Source organism: Pseudomonas sp. 9Ag, from assembly GCF_902506445.1.
In the GTDB taxonomy this organism is placed as follows: Bacteria; Pseudomonadota; Gammaproteobacteria; order Pseudomonadales; family Pseudomonadaceae; genus Stutzerimonas; species Stutzerimonas stutzeri_AB.
On sequence record NZ_LR733836.1, the window covers coordinates 1,083,890 to 1,098,916 of the forward strand.

Annotated in this window: 12 protein-coding genes; 6 read left to right on the forward strand and 6 right to left on the reverse strand. The window is 60.8% G+C overall.

Annotated features, from left to right (window positions below; genetic code table 11):
* Positions 1 to 141: 141 nt before the first annotated feature.
* The gene (gene leuA / locus ALTERO38_RS04995) at positions 142 to 1,812 is read right to left on the reverse strand and encodes a 2-isopropylmalate synthase (RefSeq protein ID WP_148926476.1); all 1,671 of its coding nucleotides are present in this window, start codon (positions 1,810 to 1,812) and stop codon (positions 142 to 144) included.
* 355 nt (positions 1,813 to 2,167) lie between these two features.
* Here leuA and ALTERO38_RS05000 point away from each other — a divergent pair, with 355 nt between their 5' ends.
* The gene (locus ALTERO38_RS05000; RefSeq protein ID WP_372239400.1) at positions 2,168 to 2,509 is read left to right on the forward strand and encodes a DUF2946 family protein; all 342 of its coding nucleotides are present in this window, start codon (positions 2,168 to 2,170) and stop codon (positions 2,507 to 2,509) included.
* A gap of 54 nt (positions 2,510 to 2,563) precedes the next feature.
* Complete coding sequence (locus ALTERO38_RS05005) at positions 2,564 to 4,753, forward strand: TonB-dependent copper receptor (RefSeq protein WP_159967490.1); 2,190 nt, start codon at positions 2,564 to 2,566, stop codon at positions 4,751 to 4,753.
* Positions 4,754 to 4,807: 54 nt separating this feature from the next.
* Here ALTERO38_RS05005 and ALTERO38_RS05010 read toward each other — a convergent pair whose 3' ends face one another.
* The 4 genes from ALTERO38_RS05010 to xseA are packed head-to-tail and all read right to left on the reverse strand — an operon-like array spanning position 4,808 to position 8,953.
* A complete protein-coding gene (locus ALTERO38_RS05010; protein WP_256663776.1) occupies positions 4,808 to 6,115 on the reverse strand; it encodes a mechanosensitive ion channel family protein in 1,308 nt (435 codons plus the stop codon).
* A 56-nt stretch (positions 6,116 to 6,171) separates the two neighbouring features.
* A complete protein-coding gene (locus tag ALTERO38_RS05015; protein ID WP_159967491.1) occupies positions 6,172 to 6,714 on the reverse strand; it encodes a hydrolase in 543 nt (180 codons plus the stop codon).
* Positions 6,715 to 6,732: 18 nt separating this feature from the next.
* Complete coding sequence (locus tag ALTERO38_RS05020) at positions 6,733 to 7,551, reverse strand: peptidoglycan DD-metalloendopeptidase family protein (RefSeq protein WP_159967492.1); 819 nt, start codon at positions 7,549 to 7,551, stop codon at positions 6,733 to 6,735.
* Positions 7,552 to 7,573: 22 nt separating this feature from the next.
* Positions 7,574 to 8,953 carry an exodeoxyribonuclease VII large subunit gene (gene xseA / locus ALTERO38_RS05025; RefSeq protein ID WP_159967493.1) on the reverse strand — a complete coding sequence of 460 codons (1,380 nt, stop codon included), beginning with the start codon at positions 8,951 to 8,953 and terminating at the stop codon, positions 7,574 to 7,576.
* Positions 8,954 to 9,091: 138 nt separating this feature from the next.
* Here xseA and ALTERO38_RS05030 point away from each other — a divergent pair, with 138 nt between their 5' ends.
* From ALTERO38_RS05030 to ALTERO38_RS05045, 4 genes are all read left to right on the forward strand, one after another.
* Complete coding sequence (locus tag ALTERO38_RS05030) at positions 9,092 to 9,643, forward strand: sugar ABC transporter ATPase (RefSeq protein WP_159967494.1); 552 nt, start codon at positions 9,092 to 9,094, stop codon at positions 9,641 to 9,643.
* Between the two features lie 126 nt (positions 9,644 to 9,769).
* Positions 9,770 to 11,239: an IMP dehydrogenase gene (gene guaB / locus ALTERO38_RS05035; protein WP_102835932.1), complete on the forward strand. Its 1,470-nt coding sequence runs from the start codon at positions 9,770 to 9,772 to the stop codon at positions 11,237 to 11,239.
* Between the two features lie 100 nt (positions 11,240 to 11,339).
* Entirely contained in the window at positions 11,340 to 12,920 is a 1,581-nt protein-coding gene (guaA, locus tag ALTERO38_RS05040; protein ID WP_102836000.1) for a glutamine-hydrolyzing GMP synthase, read from the forward strand.
* Between the two features lie 304 nt (positions 12,921 to 13,224).
* The gene (locus ALTERO38_RS05045) at positions 13,225 to 14,424 is read left to right on the forward strand and encodes a site-specific integrase (protein ID WP_159967495.1); all 1,200 of its coding nucleotides are present in this window, start codon (positions 13,225 to 13,227) and stop codon (positions 14,422 to 14,424) included.
* A gap of 246 nt (positions 14,425 to 14,670) precedes the next feature.
* Here ALTERO38_RS05045 and ALTERO38_RS05050 read toward each other — a convergent pair whose 3' ends face one another.
* Positions 14,671 to 14,940, reverse strand: a complete 270-nt coding sequence (locus tag ALTERO38_RS05050) for a hypothetical protein (RefSeq protein ID WP_159967496.1) — start codon at positions 14,938 to 14,940, stop codon at positions 14,671 to 14,673.
* Positions 14,941 to 15,027: the final 87 nt, after the last annotated feature.

A 15,027-nucleotide genomic window follows, 5' to 3' on the forward strand; every position in this document is an offset into this window, starting at 1 on the left:
GCTGATGAATGATGCGTTCCTGCAGGAAGCAGGGGGGCGAGAAGCCATGGAGTGACGGGAGCGGCGCCCAGGGGGGGTGTGCTCAATGCTTCCGCGGGTGGTGCGGGGACGGCGAGCCCGGTCCGGGCTCGCCGTCTGGCCTCAGGCGGCTTTGGATGTTGCTTCGCGCAAGGCTCTGTTCAGGGCACTGAACAGCGCACGGATGCTTGCGGTGGTGATGTTCTCGTCAATCCCGATGCCGTGCAGCGGGCGTTCGCCGTCCAGACGAACCTCGATATAAGCTGCTGCGCGTGCATTGCTGCCAGCGCCGATCGAGTGCTCGTGATAATCCATGATCTCCAGCTTGACCGGCAAGCCAGCAACCAGCGCCTCCAGCGGGCCCTTGCCGATACCGCGCCAGTGCATGATCTCGCCTTCGCTGGCGACCTCCACGTCGACGGCGCTGGTGCCGTTCTCTTCCTGCAAGCGGTGGCTCTTCAGCGCATACGGCGCCGTAGCCTGCAGGTACTCGCTTTCGAGCAGCGCGTAGATCTGCTTGGCGCTCATTTCCAGGCCGAGACGATCAGTTTCGCGCTGCACCACCTGGCTGAACTCGATCTGCATGCGGCGCGGCAGACTGATGCCGTACTCCTGTTCCAGCAAGTAGGTGATGCCGCCCTTGCCGGACTGGCTGTTGACGCGAATCACCGCCTCGTAACTGCGGCCGATGTCGGCCGGGTCGATCGGCAGGTAGGGCACTTCCCAGACCCCGTTCGGATCCTGCTGGCTGAAGCCCTTGCGGATCGCATCCTGGTGCGAGCCGGAGAAGGCGGTGTGGACCAGATCGCCGACATAGGGATGGCGCGGATGGACCGGCAGTTGGTTGCACTCTTCGACTACCTTGCGCAATGCGTCGATGTCGGAGAAGTCCAGCTGCGGATCAACGCCCTGGCTGTACATGTTCAGCGCAACGGTGACCAGATCAACGTTGCCGGTGCGCTCGCCGTTGCCAAACAGACAGCCCTCGACGCGATCCGCACCGGCCATCAGGCCCAGCTCGGTGGCGGCAACACCAGTGCCGCGGTCGTTGTGGGTGTGCAGGCTGATCAGCACGCTGTCGCGCTTGTTGATCTTGCGGCCGAAATATTCGATCTGATCGGCATAGATATTCGGCGTCGCGGCCTCGACGGTGGCGGGCAGGTTGAGGATCAGCTTCTTCGTTGGCGTCGGCTGAAACACCTCGATGACCGCGTTGCACACTTCGACGGCGAAGTCGGTCTCGGTGGAACTGAACACCTCCGGCGAATATTCGAAGCGCCAGTCGGTCTCCGGCGCGGCATCGGCCAGGCGCTTGACCACCTGCGCGGCGTTGACGGCGATGTTGATTACACCGGCCTTGTCCTGGTTGAAGACGATGCGACGGAAGCTCGGCGCGGTTGCGTTGTAGTAGTGGACGATGGCCTGCTTGGCGCCCTTGAGCGACTCGAAGGTGCGAGTGATGAGGTCTTCGCGGGCCTGAGTCAGCACCTGGATAGTGACGTCATCCGGAATGTGCCCACCCTGTATCAGCTCGCGAACGAAATCGAAGTCGGTCTGCGATGCGGAGGGAAAGCCCACTTCAATTTCCTTCAGGCCGACCTGAACCAGCGTCTTGAAGAAACGCATCTTCTTGCCCGCGTCCATCGGCTCGATCAGCGATTGGTTGCCGTCGCGCAGGTCGGAGCTCAGCCAGATCGGCGCCTGGGTAATGGTCTGCGATGGCCAGGTACGGTCAGGCAGGTTGATCACCGGAAAGGCGCGGTATTTGTTTGAAGGATCTTTGAGCATTGTCATGGCGATTTCCTTGAGCAGCTCCCCAAAGCGCGGCGCAGATCGGGGAGGGCAGAGCAGGTCGATGCGGTTCTATGGTTCCGAATGTAGGGCTCGTGCATATTGGATTGCAACTCTCTCCGAGAAAATGGTGAAAACCACTAATAAATGACTATTAGAGGGAGATATATTTCGACTAGTTAAAGTAATTGACGGTCGATTGCGCAACGAAATTGCGGCCCCGTGTCGCAGTCACCCTTAGCCTTGCAGCATGCGATCATCCGGCCACGACGAGTAGTAGCCGCTCCACGGCAGGATTTTCGTGAGACGTAGAGGACATTTCACAGCGGATCTCTGGCTTGGCCTTTTTGCCATGCTGATGATTCATGTGGGTCCGCTCTATTCAGCTTCGCAGCTTGGGCCTGCCCAGTCCCCTACAGCGGCATCAGTCGCCCACCAGCATCATCACCAGGCACAGGGCCATGCGCCAAAGGCGCATGCAACTTCGGGCTCGGTTGGCCAGCCGGCCTGGCTCGCCTCGCTTGACCTCTGTGGTTACTGTGAGCTGCTGACGCTGAGTCCGCCACTGGTGCTGTCCTTCGCGCCGGCCCTGCCTTATTTCTCGCCTTCTTTTGCACGGCTGAGTGCGCAACCGCCACTGCCGGCCATGCCGCGCCTTACTGGCGGGCATGCGCGGGCACCACCTGTACTCCACGGCTGATTTCCGAGCCGCCAGCGCGCGGTTTCTCCTACATTTCAGAAGTGGAAGATCCTTATGTCCAGAATCACCCCTGCACGGGCGGTAACCTCACGCCTGCCCGGCAACTCTTCTCTGCGTCCGTTGCGCCTGCGCTGGCACTTGGCGCACGTCGCGCTGCTTAGCGCCGTCGCAGCCCAGAGCATGGCCGCCCAGGCGGACCCCAGGTCGCCGATCCATCTCACTCCCATGGTCGTCACCGGGGTAGCGCAGCAGTCCCCGCTGACGGTGGTCACCGATCCGAAGATCCCCCGTCAGCCGATGCCGGCCAGCGACGGCGCCGATTACCTGAAAACCATTCCGGGGTTCTCGGCGGTGCGCAACGGCGGAGTGAACGGTGATCCCGTTTTCCGAGGGATGTTCGGCTCGCGCCTGAAACTGCTCAGCAATGGCGGCGAGATGCTGGGTGCCTGCCCGAATCGCATGGACTCGCCTAGCTCCTATATCAGTCCGGACACGTTCGACAAGCTGACGGTCATCAAAGGGCCGCAGACCGTGCTCTGGGGGCCAGGCGCTTCGGCCGCTACGGTGCTCTTCGAGCGTGAACCGGAGCAGTTCAGCGAGCCCGATTATCGCCTCAACGCCAGTCTGCTGACGGGATCCAATGGCCGCTTCGACCGCAACCTCGATGCCGCTGTGGGTAGCACACAGGGCTACGCGCGGCTGATAGCCAACAGCTCGCAGGCTGATGACTACGCGGACGGCAACGGCGATACAGTGCCGTCGCGCTATGACAAGTGGAACACCGACATCGCGCTAGGCTGGGTGCCGGATGCGGATACCTTGATCGAGCTGACTGCTGGTCGCGGAGACGGCTTCGCCCGCTATGCTGGACGAGGCATGGACGGCAGCCAGTTTCAACGTGAAAGCCTCGGATTGCGCTTCGAGAAGACCAGTATCGGCGAGACCTTCTACGGGCTGGAGGCGCAGGTTTATTACAACTACGCCGATCACATCATGGACAACTACAGCCTGCGCGACTTCGTCCCGACAATGATGATGACAAAGCCGACCCTGTCGCGGGTTGACAGGCGCACGCTTGGTGGCCGCCTGGTCGGCACCTGGCAATGGTCCGATGTCGAGGTAAAGGCCGGCATTGATGCGCAGCGCAGTGAACATCGCAAGGTGATGAGTCCGACCGGTGCGGTCAATCAGATGGTAGCGGCGGCGGATAGCGACTCGCTGCCCTGGGTGCCGGATGCCGTCCTGCACAGTTATGGCCTGTTCGGCGAGCTGACCTGGCAGCTCAGCGAGCGCGAGAAAGTCATCAGCGGTCTGCGCCTGGATCTGCACGAAGCGACCGATGAGCGTGCATTCTTCAACAGCCATCACCCGACGCTGAAAAACATGATGGGCATGCCGGTCAGTCAGGATTGGACCAATCCCAGCGCCGAAGATACTCGGCGTGACACGCTTTACAGCGGTTTCATGCGCTACGAAAGACAACTCTCCGGGATGCCGGTGACCGGATATGCCGGTCTCGGCCATGCCGAGCGGTTCCCCGATTACTGGGAACTGTTCGTCTCCAACCCAGGGCCGGTCGGCACGGTACAGCCGTTCGACTCTGTTCGGCCGGAGAAGACCACGCAGCTTGATGTCGGCCTGCAGTACGCCAAGGGCCCGCTGCAAGCCTGGGTTTCCGCGTACGCCGGTCTGGTCGAAGACTACATTCTGTTCAGCTATGTGCCTGGGGTGATGCCCGGCATGCTTCGCGCCGAGGTGAGCAACATTGACGCCACCATCGCCGGTGGCGAGCTGGGCGCAAGCTACCGCTTCAATCGCAACTGGAAAGGCGACGCAAGTCTGGCCTACGCCTGGGGCAAGAACCGCAGCGATGACCGTGCCATGCCGCAGATTCCGCCGCTGGAGGGGCGCCTCGGGCTGACTTACGAGCGTGAAAACTGGAGCACCAGCGGGCTCTGGCGAGTAGTCGCTTCACAGGGGCGGGTCGCTGAAAATCAGGGCACCGTGGTTGGCAAGGACTTCGACGAGAGTGCAGGCTTCGGTGTGCTGGCCGTCAACGGTGCCTATCGTTTGGACCAGCATTTCAAGCTCAGCGCCGGTGTCGACAATCTGCTGGACAAAGCCTACAGCGAGCATCTCAACCTGGCTGGCAGCGCAGGCTTCGCCGACTACGGGCTTGACGCAACCCGTCGCGTCAATGAGCCGGGCCGCACCTATTGGGCGCGGATCGACATCAGCTTCTGACGGCTCTCGTCTGGGCAGTGAACATCACGGCCTGATGCTTCACTGCCCGGACGATCAACCGTGCCGGGACTGGCTTTCGTTGCGATTGTCGCCGGGTTGGAGCGGCTCGGCTATCGGTCGGCTGAATAACTGGCTGACCGAGCCATAGCCCTCGCGCATATCCGCACCGCTCGGGTGCTGGAACACGCGCAGACCGAACTCAGGCAGGATCGCCAGCAGGTGGTCGAAGATGTCTGACTGGATAGCCTCGTACTGGGTCCAGGCGACGGTGTTGGTGAAACAGTAGACTTCCAGAGGCAGTCCGTCAGCGGTGGGGCTGAGCTGGCGCACCATCAACGTCATACCCTGATGGATACCGCCATGGCTGCGCAGATAGCGTTCCACGTACGCTCTGAAACTGCCGATATTGGTGATCCGTCGAGTATTCACCGGCTCCTTGCCGCGCTCCTCGAGCTTGGCATTCCACGCATCGATCTCACGGCGTTTCTCGGTGAGGTACTCATCCAGCAGATTGAAGCGATGCAGGTGCTCACATTCTTCGCCGCTCAGAAAGTGCACGCTTTGCTGATCCAGAAACAGGCTGCGTTTGACTCGCCGCCCGCCGCTTTCCTGCATGCCTCGCCAGTTCTTGAACGAATCGCTGATAAAGCGCTTGGTCGGGATGTTGCTTACGGTCTTGTCCCAGTTCTGCACCTTGACCGTATGCAGGGCAATATCAATGACATCGCCGTCTACGTTGAGCTGCGGCATTTCCACCCAGTCGCCCACTCGGATCAGGTCGTTGGAGGTGATCTGCACACTGGCCACTAATGAAAGAATGGTGTCTTGAAAAATCAGCATCAGGACCGCCGCCATGGCCCCGAGGCCGGACAGCAGGATCAGCGGTGAGCGGTCTATCAGGGTGGCGATGATGAGGATGGTGGCGACCGCGTACAGCACGATCTTGATGACCTGCAGGTAGCCCTTGATGGGGTGCACATGCGCATCGGCCCGTCGCTGATACATCATGTTGATGATGTCCAGCAATGCACCCAAAGCGAGGGCAATGGTCAGCACGATGAAACCACCGCAGACATTGCGTACAACGGTGACGGCTGCTTCTGGAAGGCCCGGAACGGCATTTACTCCAATCGACAGCACCAGTGCCGGCACGATGTTGGACAACCGACGAATGATGCCGAAGTCCTGCAGCTGAGTTTCGCGAGTGCTGCGCAGTATTTTGTACAGACCGCTCACCAGGATGCGCTTGACCACCCAGTTGGCCAGCCAGGCCGCAAATATCAGCGCCGCGCTGGCGACCAGCGTCTCCAGTTCGGCATGCTCGCCCAGCCATTCCAGCCAGACCTTCATTTCTTCCTGCATCGTGCCGCTCCGTCAGTTGGCGTCGGACCACAACCGCGTGCCAGGGGGTGTTCCTCTCAGCGAATGAATTCGCGGCTGATCGAGCGGAACAGGTCGGTCCCGGCCTGTTCCATCCACTCGAAGGCAACCATTTCTCGGGAGACGATGCCGGCACCGGCCTGCTGCATGCGCGCCAGGCCAAGCGCCTTGTCGCTGGCGCGGCGCGAGCCGACCGCTTCTTCAACGACGAACACCTGGTGACCGCGAGCCAGCAGGTCGAGCGCCGTCTGCAGCACGCAGATATGGGTTTCGATGCCGCTGATGATGAACTGCTTGCGCTCGCCACCGGGGCGCTTGAACAGCTCGCCGTCGCGTGCGGCGGAAAAATGCAGCTTCTCGATGATTGCGTCGTCGCTCACACCGTCGCGCAGGGCTGCGATCGTCGGGCCGAGGCCCTTGCTGTATTGCTCGGTGATCAATACCGGAACACCGACGCGCTGGGCTACCTGTATCAGCCAGGCGCTGTGCTCGGCCAACGCGGTGTGGCCTTCGATGGAGGGGAATAGCCGTTCCTGGATGTCGATGATAACGAGCGTCGAGTCCTGCACATTGATGAGCATAGGGAGATCCTTGTTGGTTCAGGGTTTGAACGCACCGATGAAGATCGACGGATCGACCCGTGCATCGTTGAGGCTGACGTTCCAGTGTAGATGCGGTCCCGTGGCCCGGCCGGTGGAACCGACCTTGCCGAGTACGGCACCGCGGGACAGTTCGTCGCCGACCGTTACGTCTATCTGTGACAGGTGACAGAACATGCTGATCAGTCCCTGTCCGTGATCGACGAACACAGTCTTGCCATTGAAGAAGTAATTACCCGTCAAAATCACCTTGCCGGCGGCGGGAGTCTTGATCGGCGTGCCGGTCTTGGCGGCGAAATCGAGGCCTGAATGGGGATTGCGCTCTTCTCCGTTGAAGAAACGGCGTAGGCCGAATGGCGAGGACAGCGGACCGTTGACCGGCTTGTCAAACAGCAGGTTGCTGGGTTGGCGAGGGCTGAACTGCCGGTAGGCACCGGTTTGCTCGGCCAGCTCGCGCTCGATGCGCTTGAGGTCATCAGGATTCGGATTGACCTGGCGCTGGTTTTTCAGCGTGATGTGCTGCTCGCGGTAATTGCGTGGCTCGACCCGAAAGCTCTGTGCCTGGCTGTTGACCTCCAGCGTTTGCTGGCCCGCCTTGACCGTCAGCGGGATGCCGACGACAGCGATCCAGCGCTGGTCATCTTCACGCAGCACCAGCACCGGCTTGCCGTCGTAGCGTGCTGTCGGGGCGCTGGCGTCGTTGCCCAGATCGACGACCGCTACGCCGCCGGGTACGGGCTTGTTGAGCAGGCGGGTGAGAAAACCTTCGGCGTGGGCGGGAAGCGTGAGGCAGAGCAGCAAGGTTAGGGCAAAGCGCATGGGAGTCCTGAGCAGAAGTGGGTTAGTCCAGCAGTGACAAGGTGACCGGCGTCTGATGGTTGTCTTCGACTCTGACCTCCAGCTCGCCCTCGCCGAGGCGTGCCTTGAGCCGTTGGCCGGGCTGGGTCTGATCCGCGCGTCGAATCGCCTGGCCGCGCTCGTCGAGCAGGATGCTATAGCCACGTGACAGCGTGGCGAGCGGGCTGACCACGTTCAAGGTCTGCGCCAGCCCCTGTAGCTGTTGGCGATGGCCCTTGAGGGTATCCTGCATTGCGCGCGGCAGCCGGCTGGACAGGTGATCCAGACGTTGGCGCAGCAGGGTCAGGTTTCGCCCAGGGTGTTGCCCGGCCAGGCGAGTCTCGAGGCGGGCGAGGCGTTCCTGTCCGGCGCAGAGGCGACGGTCGACACCGCGCAACAGCCGCTGCTCCAGATCGTCGATGCGTTGGGCCTGCTGTTGCAGGCGCTCGCCAGGGTGGCGCAGGCGACGCGTCAGCCCTTCCAGGCGCGAGGCATCGCGGTGCAGTCGGTCGCGCATGCGCAGCAATAGACGCTGGCGCAGCCCTTCGAGTCGCTGGCGCACGTCAGCGCTGCTGGGCGCCAGGAGTTCGGCAGCGGCAGAAGGCGTGGGTGCACGCACATCGGCGACAAAGTCGGCAATGGAGACATCGGTTTCATGGCCGACAGCAGAGACGATCGGCGTTTCGCATGCCGCCACGGCGCGCGCAACCACTTCTTCGTTGAAGCACCAGAGATCCTCCAGCGAGCCACCGCCCCGCGCCAGGATCAGTGCGTCGAAGCCGCCACGGTCGGCCAGTTCAAGCGCGCGGACGATCTGCGCTGTCGCCTCGCGGCCCTGCACAGGGGTCGGCACCAGCGTCAGGGCGACATGCGGGGCCCGCCGGCGGAACACGGAAATGATGTCGCGGATCACCGCACCGGTGGGCGAGCTGACAATGCCGATACGCCGCGGGTAAGCGGGCAGGGCGCGCTTGCCGGCGGCGTCGAACAGGCCTTCGGCATCGAGCTTTTCTTTTAGCGCCTCGAAGGCCAGGCGCAGCGAGCCATCACCGGCCGGTTCGACGTTGTCGAGGATCAGCTGATAGTCGCCGCGGCCCTCGAACAAGGACACCCGCCCGCGCACCTTGACCGCCAGGCCATCGCGCAACGCCTGGCGCACACGCAGGGCGTTCTGTCGGAAGAGTGCGCAGCGGACCTGTGCGTTCTTGTCTTTGAGCGTGAAGTAGATGTGGCCGGACGCTGGCTTGGCCAGGTTGGATATTTCGCCTTCGACCCAGACCTGGGCGAACACGTCTTCAAGAAGCAGCCGCGCACGACCGTTGAGCTGGCTGACGGTCAGCACTTCGCGGTCGAGGTTCAGGCGTTGGAAAGGATCTTTGAGCATGCCGGGGATGATAAGGGAAAAGCGCGCTGGGGGCGCTGCAGTGTATGACCGAACAGACAGCAGCCGACGCCCCGTCGTTGACCTGAGCAAAGTACAGATTAAGCTGCGCCGCTTTCGTCACCTCCTTTCGAGCCAGTCATGAGCCACAGTCAAGCTATCGTCGTGCCGCGCATTTCAACGTTTCCCGGCCATGAAGCCAAGGCACGGATGATTTTGCGCTGGCTTGCCGAGCGACGCGTCGTCGAGGCGTTGCCCACCACCTGCGGTCGTGGCGTTGGCGGTATGGGATATGCGATCGGACCGGGCGCACGCAGCGTCGTGCTGCACCCGGATCGCTTGCCGTTCGGCCAGGCGATCAATGGCTTGGAGGTGGTTTCCAAACGCTGCATCTATACCCCAAGCCGTGACTTCGCCGAGGAGGCGGGATGCCCCGAGTGTCGCCGCGAAATCGGCGAAGCACTGTTTGAAAGTCTCGATGAGTGGATGCCCGCGCAGACCGATACCTTCACCTGTCCGGAATGCGGACATGAGGACGACATAAATGGCTTTCTGTTCATCCCAGCCTGCGGCTTCTCCAATCTCGGCTTTATTTTCAACGGTTGGGGAGAGGCAGTATTCAGCCAACCATTTCTTGACGAGTTCGCTGCACGCTTGGGATTCGCGGTTGCGGTAGTGGATGTAGAGGCGTGACCGGTCAGTCATTTATTGGGTCGGGCGAAGCGGGTTGCACGCGATAGGCCGCACAACCGCATTGAGCGTAATGGTGTGCGTGGGTATAATGCCGCGCTTCCTTTTTCCCGCCTGGGAGCCCCCGCCATGCTGCGTATCAGCCAAGAAGCCCTGACTTTCGATGATGTTCTCCTGATCCCGGGATATTCCGAGGTCCTGCCGAAGGATGTCAGCCTCAAGACCCGCCTGACCCGCGAAATCGAGCTGAACATTCCCCTTGTTTCGGCGGCAATGGATACCGTCACCGAAGCCCGCCTGGCCATCGCCATGGCGCAGGAAGGTGGGATCGGCATCATTCACAAGAACATGAATGTCGAGCAGCAGGCTGCAGAGGTGCGTAAGGTCAAGCGCCACGAAACGGCCATTGTTCACGATCCGGCGACCGTGACCCCCGAAACCAAGATCAGCGAACTGCTGCGCAAGGCGCGCGAGCTTGGTTTCTCTGGCTTCCCTGTGGTCTCGGGCAAAGAACTGGTGGGTATTGTCACCGGGCGCGACCTGCGCTTTACGCCGAACGTCGGTGATTCGGTTGCCGCGATCATGACGCCGAAGGAAAAGCTGATCACCGTTCAGGAAGGCACGGGGCTCGAGGAAATCAAAGCCAAGCTGCATGAACATCGCATCGAAAAGATGCTGGTGGTGGACGGCAACTTCCACCTGCGTGGCCTGGTGACCTTCCGTGATATCGAGAAGGCCAAGACCTATCCGCTGGCATCCAAGGACGACCAGGGGCGCCTGCGTGTTGGTGCTGCAGTCGGCACCGGCGCCGACACTGCCGAGCGTGTCGAGGCCTTGGCAGCTGCAGGCGTTGACGTGATCGTGGTCGACACCGCGCACGGCCATTCCCGCGGCGTGCTCGATCGCGTGCGCTGGGTGAAGGACAACTTCCCGCAGGTGCAGGTCATCGGCGGCAACATCGCCACCGCCGAGGCCGCGCTGGATCTGGTCAAGGCCGGCGCCGATGCGGTCAAGGTCGGTATCGGCCCAGGCTCGATCTGCACCACGCGAATCGTCGCAGGTGTTGGTGTGCCGCAGATTTCCGCCATCGCCAACGTCTCCGCCGCACTTGAAGGCACCGGCGTGCCGATGATCGCCGACGGCGGCATCCGTTTCTCCGGTGACCTGTCGAAAGCCATTGTCGCTGGCGCCAATGCCGTGATGATGGGCTCGATGTTCGCCGGTACCGAAGAAGCCCCGGGCGAAATCGAACTGTTCCAGGGCCGTTCCTACAAGGCCTACCGCGGCATGGGTTCGCTGGGCGCCATGTCGCAGGCGCAGGGTTCCTCGGATCGTTACTTCCAGGACTCCTCTGCTGGTGCCGAGAAGCTGGTGCCGGAAGGCATTGAAGGGCGTGTGCCTTACAAAGGCTCGCTGGCTGCGATCATCCACCAGCTGATGGGCGGCCTGCGCGCCTCCATGGGCTACACCGGCAGCGCGACCATCGATCACATGCGTACCCATCCGCAGTTTGTGCGCATCACCGGCGCTGGCATGGCTGAGTCCCACGTGCATGACGTGCAGATCACCAAGGAAGCGCCCAACTACCGGGTTGGTTGATATTTCTGTCGCTGGAGGCTGATCGCCGAGCGGTTGGATGAGCAATGCCTCGTTCAGCTGCTTGCGTTCAGCCTTCAGCCGTTTTTCCCAGGGGAAAAAAATGGCCCATCAAGACATTCACGCTCACCGCATCCTGATCCTGGATTTCGGCTCGCAGTACACCCAGCTGATCGCCCGTCGCGTGCGCGAACTCGGCGTCTACTGCGAACTGCATCCGTTCGATATGCCGGATGAGGACATTCGCGCCTTCGCGCCGCGCGGCATCATCCTCGCTGGCGGCCCGGAGTCGGTGCATGCCGAAGGCAGCCCGCGCGCGCCGCAGGCCGTGTTCGATCTGGGTGTACCGCTGTTCGGTATCTGTTACGGCATGCAGACCATGTCGGAGCAGCTGGGCGGCAAAGTGCAGGGTTCGGATGAGCGCGAGTTCGGTTACGCGCGCGTCGATCTGGTTGGCAAGTCCAAGCTGTTCGACGGTATCGAAGACCATATGGACGACGACGGCGTGTTTGGCCTCGACGTCTGGATGAGCCACGGCGACAAGGTTACCGACTTGCCGGCGGGCTTCCGTATCCTGGCCAGCACCCCGAGCTGCGCGATTGCTGCGATGGGCGACGATGACCGCCGCTACTACGGCGTGCAGTTCCACCCGGAAGTCACCCACACCCGCCAGGGCGGGCGCATCCTGTCGCGCTTCCTGCTGGAAATCTGCGGCTGCGAAGCGCTGTGGACACCGTCCAACATCGTCGACGATCTGGTCGAACAGGTTCGCAATCAGGTCGGTTCCGCCAACGTATTGCTGGGCCTGTCGGGCGGCGTCGATTCCTCCGTGGTCGCGGCGCTGCTGCACAAGGCCATTGGCGATCAGCTGACCTGTGTATTTGTCGACAACGGCCTGCTGCGCTTGCACGAAGGCGACCAGGTGATGGCGATGTTCGCCGAGAACATGGGCGTCAAGGTGATCCGTGCCGACGCCGAAGCCCAGTTCCTCGATAACCTCGCTGGTGAAGCTGATCCGGAAAAGAAGCGCAAGATCATCGGCCGCACCTTCATCGATGTGTTCGATGCCCAGGCCAGCAAGCTCGACAACATTCAGTACCTCGCCCAAGGCACCATCTACCCGGACGTCATCGAATCCGCCGGTGCCAAGAGCGGCAAGGCGCACGTGATCAAGTCGCACCACAACGTCGGTGGCCTGCCTGAGGAAATGAACCTCAAGCTGGTCGAGCCACTGCGCGAGTTGTTCAAGGACGAAGTCCGCAAGATCGGTCTCGAACTCGGCCTGCCGTACGATATGGTCTATCGCCATCCGTTCCCGGGCCCGGGGCTGGGCGTGCGCATCCTCGGCGAAGTTAAGAAGGAATACGCCGACCTGCTGCGTCGCGCTGACCACATCTTCATTCAGGAACTGCGCAACTTCGACTGGTACCACAAGACCAGCCAAGCCTTCGTAGTCTTCCAGCCGGTCAAGTCGGTGGGTGTGGTCGGCGACGGCCGCCGCTACGCCTGGGTCGTTGCGCTGCGTGCGGTGGAAACCATCGACTTCATGACGGCGCGCTGGGCGCATCTGCCGTATGAGCTGCTGGAGAAGGTATCCAACCGCATCATTAACGAAATCGAAGGCATCTCGCGCGTCACTTACGACGTGTCAAGCAAGCCGCCAGCGACCATTGAGTGGGAATGATCGGGCGTCTGGAACGAACCGGCACCGATTAGCAAAGAATGCCCTAAGCCCGCGTAATTGCGGGCTTTTTGGTTTTCGCGTCTGGCAAACACTGGCAGCTTTTTGCATCGCCAAGCAACGATTTCCTATGGCATGGTAGCGGGCATTGATCGAGCCCAATGCCATGCTCAAGCCAAGTACCATGCTGCGTCTTTCCCAGGCGCCATGGTGTCAAATGTCTATATGCTGCTGATTTTAAAGAAAATTATGTATAGAAAGGTTGGCTTTTTGAGCATGGTATTTTTTCAGGAGAACTCTGGAAACCATGCTGACCGATACCAAGCTGCGGCACCTCAAGCCCAAGGACAAACTCTACAAAGTGAACGACCGTGACGGCCTCTATGTGGCCGTCACGCCTGCTGGTTCGATCTCGTTTCGGTACAACTACTCGATTCACGGCAGGCAGGAGACCATCACTTTCGGACGTTATGGTGTCGGCGGAATAAGCTTGGCTGAAGCCCGTGAACGACTGGGCGAGGCGAAGAAATTGATCGCCGCCGGTAAATCTCCAGCAAAAGAAAAAGCGCGAGATAAGGCGCGCATCAAGGACGCAGAAACCTTTGGTGCCTGGGCTGATAAGTGGCTGCGCGGTTACCAGATGGCCGATAGCACTCGCGATATGCGTCGTTCGGTCTACGAACGCGAGCTGAAGCCTAGGTTCGGCAACCAGAAGTTGGTCGAAATTACGCACGAGGACTTAAGAGCTCTCACAGACGCAATTGTTGAGCGTGGTGCACCCGCCACGGCAGTGCATTCGCGGGAGATTGTGTTACAGGTGTACCGCTGGGCAATCGAACGTGGCCAGAAGGTAGAGAATCCTGCCGATTTAGTGCGTCCTGCGACAATCGCTAGGTTCGAGCCGCGTGATCGAGCGCTGACGCCTGACGAAATCGGCCTGATGTACCAATACATGGAGCGTATCGGCACGGCATCTTCGGTGCGAGCGGCGGCCAAACTCTTGCTACTGACCATGGTGCGTAAGAGCGAGCTGACCAATGCAACATGGAGCGAGGTTAACTTCAGTGAAGCGCTTTGGACGATTCCCAAGGAGAGGATGAAGCGGCGGAATCCACATTTGGTGTTTCTTTCCCGGCAGGCGCTAGACATTTTCATCGCGCTGAAAACCTTCGCAGGTGGTTCGGAGTACGTACTTCCATCGCGCTATGACTCGGACGCGCCTATGAGCAGCGCAACGCTCAATCAAGTGCTTACGTTGACCTACCGTTTAGCCCAGAAAGAGGGGCAATCGCTGGGCAAGTTCGGTCCGCACGATCTGCGCCGGACGGCCAGCACGTTGCTGCATGAGGCGGGATACAACACTGATTGGATCGAGAAATGCTTGGCGCACGAGCAGAAAGGTGTACGGGCCGTTTACAACAAGGCTGAGTACCGTGATCAGCGCAGGGCGATGCTGCAGGACTGGGCTGACATGATTGATGACTGGACACTCCGAACGGGGCGATAGAGGAAGCGGACAGATCGTACGCTGGGCATGCGAGCTGTTAGATTGGGGCTATAGAGGCTGATAGCGACCTGTCAGGGAAATGCCGATATAGCTCTAGCTCGTCGTGGTGCAGATTGCCGGCCTAGCCTTTTGCTTGCGACGGAAGCGTCTTTTCGAGCTTCACCACGCTCTCACGGCGGACGAACCACCGTGGATAGCACTGCGCGTGGCGCTGGGCGCCTGAATAGCTTCGTCGCTGTTTCCCTATCAAACCAGCTTAAGGCCTTCGGTTTTCTGGGCCGCCTCTTCAGTGTCCTTTTCTCGCCTTGCCTCGCCCATACGGACATGCAGCTTGACTGCGCCTTGGCTAGTAATCACGCCACAGATTTGCAAAGTCACGATTTGGCTTTCCAATATTCCTTGGAAACGGTGGTACATTGCGTCCGATGGGGCCAGCTTCAACCAATTCGCAAGGTTCTGCTCGAAACGTTCCACTTCGCTTGCTCTTAATGGATGCGCCGGCTTCTTAGTTGCCATGGCTAATCTTTCCTCGTTCTTTGGCATGCTCACCTAAAGACGGCTTTAGCCATTTCGGTGAGGCCGTTAATAGTTGAAGCACAAGTT

Bases quoted from the DNA above. Each gene is read 5' to 3' on its own strand.
- ALTERO38_RS05020 (WP_159967492.1), bottom strand. From the start codon at position 7,551: ATGCGCTTTGCCCTAACCTTGCTGCTCTGCCTCACGCTTCCCGCCCAC.
- ALTERO38_RS05050 (WP_159967496.1), bottom strand. From the start codon at position 14,940: ATGGCAACTAAGAAGCCGGCGCATCCATTAAGAGCAAGCGAAGTGGAA.
- leuA (WP_148926476.1), bottom strand. From the start codon at position 1,812: ATGACAATGCTCAAAGATCCTTCAAACAAATACCGCGCCTTTCCGGTG.
- ALTERO38_RS05005 (WP_159967490.1), top strand. From the start codon at position 2,564: ATGTCCAGAATCACCCCTGCACGGGCGGTAACCTCACGCCTGCCCGGC.
- ALTERO38_RS05015 (WP_159967491.1), bottom strand. From the start codon at position 6,714: ATGCTCATCAATGTGCAGGACTCGACGCTCGTTATCATCGACATCCAG.
- guaB (WP_102835932.1), top strand. From the start codon at position 9,770: ATGCTGCGTATCAGCCAAGAAGCCCTGACTTTCGATGATGTTCTCCTG.
- ALTERO38_RS05045 (WP_159967495.1), top strand. From the start codon at position 13,225: ATGCTGACCGATACCAAGCTGCGGCACCTCAAGCCCAAGGACAAACTC.
- xseA (WP_159967493.1), bottom strand. From the start codon at position 8,953: ATGCTCAAAGATCCTTTCCAACGCCTGAACCTCGACCGCGAAGTGCTG.
- ALTERO38_RS05010 (WP_256663776.1), bottom strand. From the start codon at position 6,115: ATGCAGGAAGAAATGAAGGTCTGGCTGGAATGGCTGGGCGAGCATGCC.
- guaA (WP_102836000.1), top strand. From the start codon at position 11,340: ATGGCCCATCAAGACATTCACGCTCACCGCATCCTGATCCTGGATTTC.
- ALTERO38_RS05030 (WP_159967494.1), top strand. From the start codon at position 9,092: ATGAGCCACAGTCAAGCTATCGTCGTGCCGCGCATTTCAACGTTTCCC.
- ALTERO38_RS05000 (WP_372239400.1), top strand. From the start codon at position 2,168: ATGATTCATGTGGGTCCGCTCTATTCAGCTTCGCAGCTTGGGCCTGCC.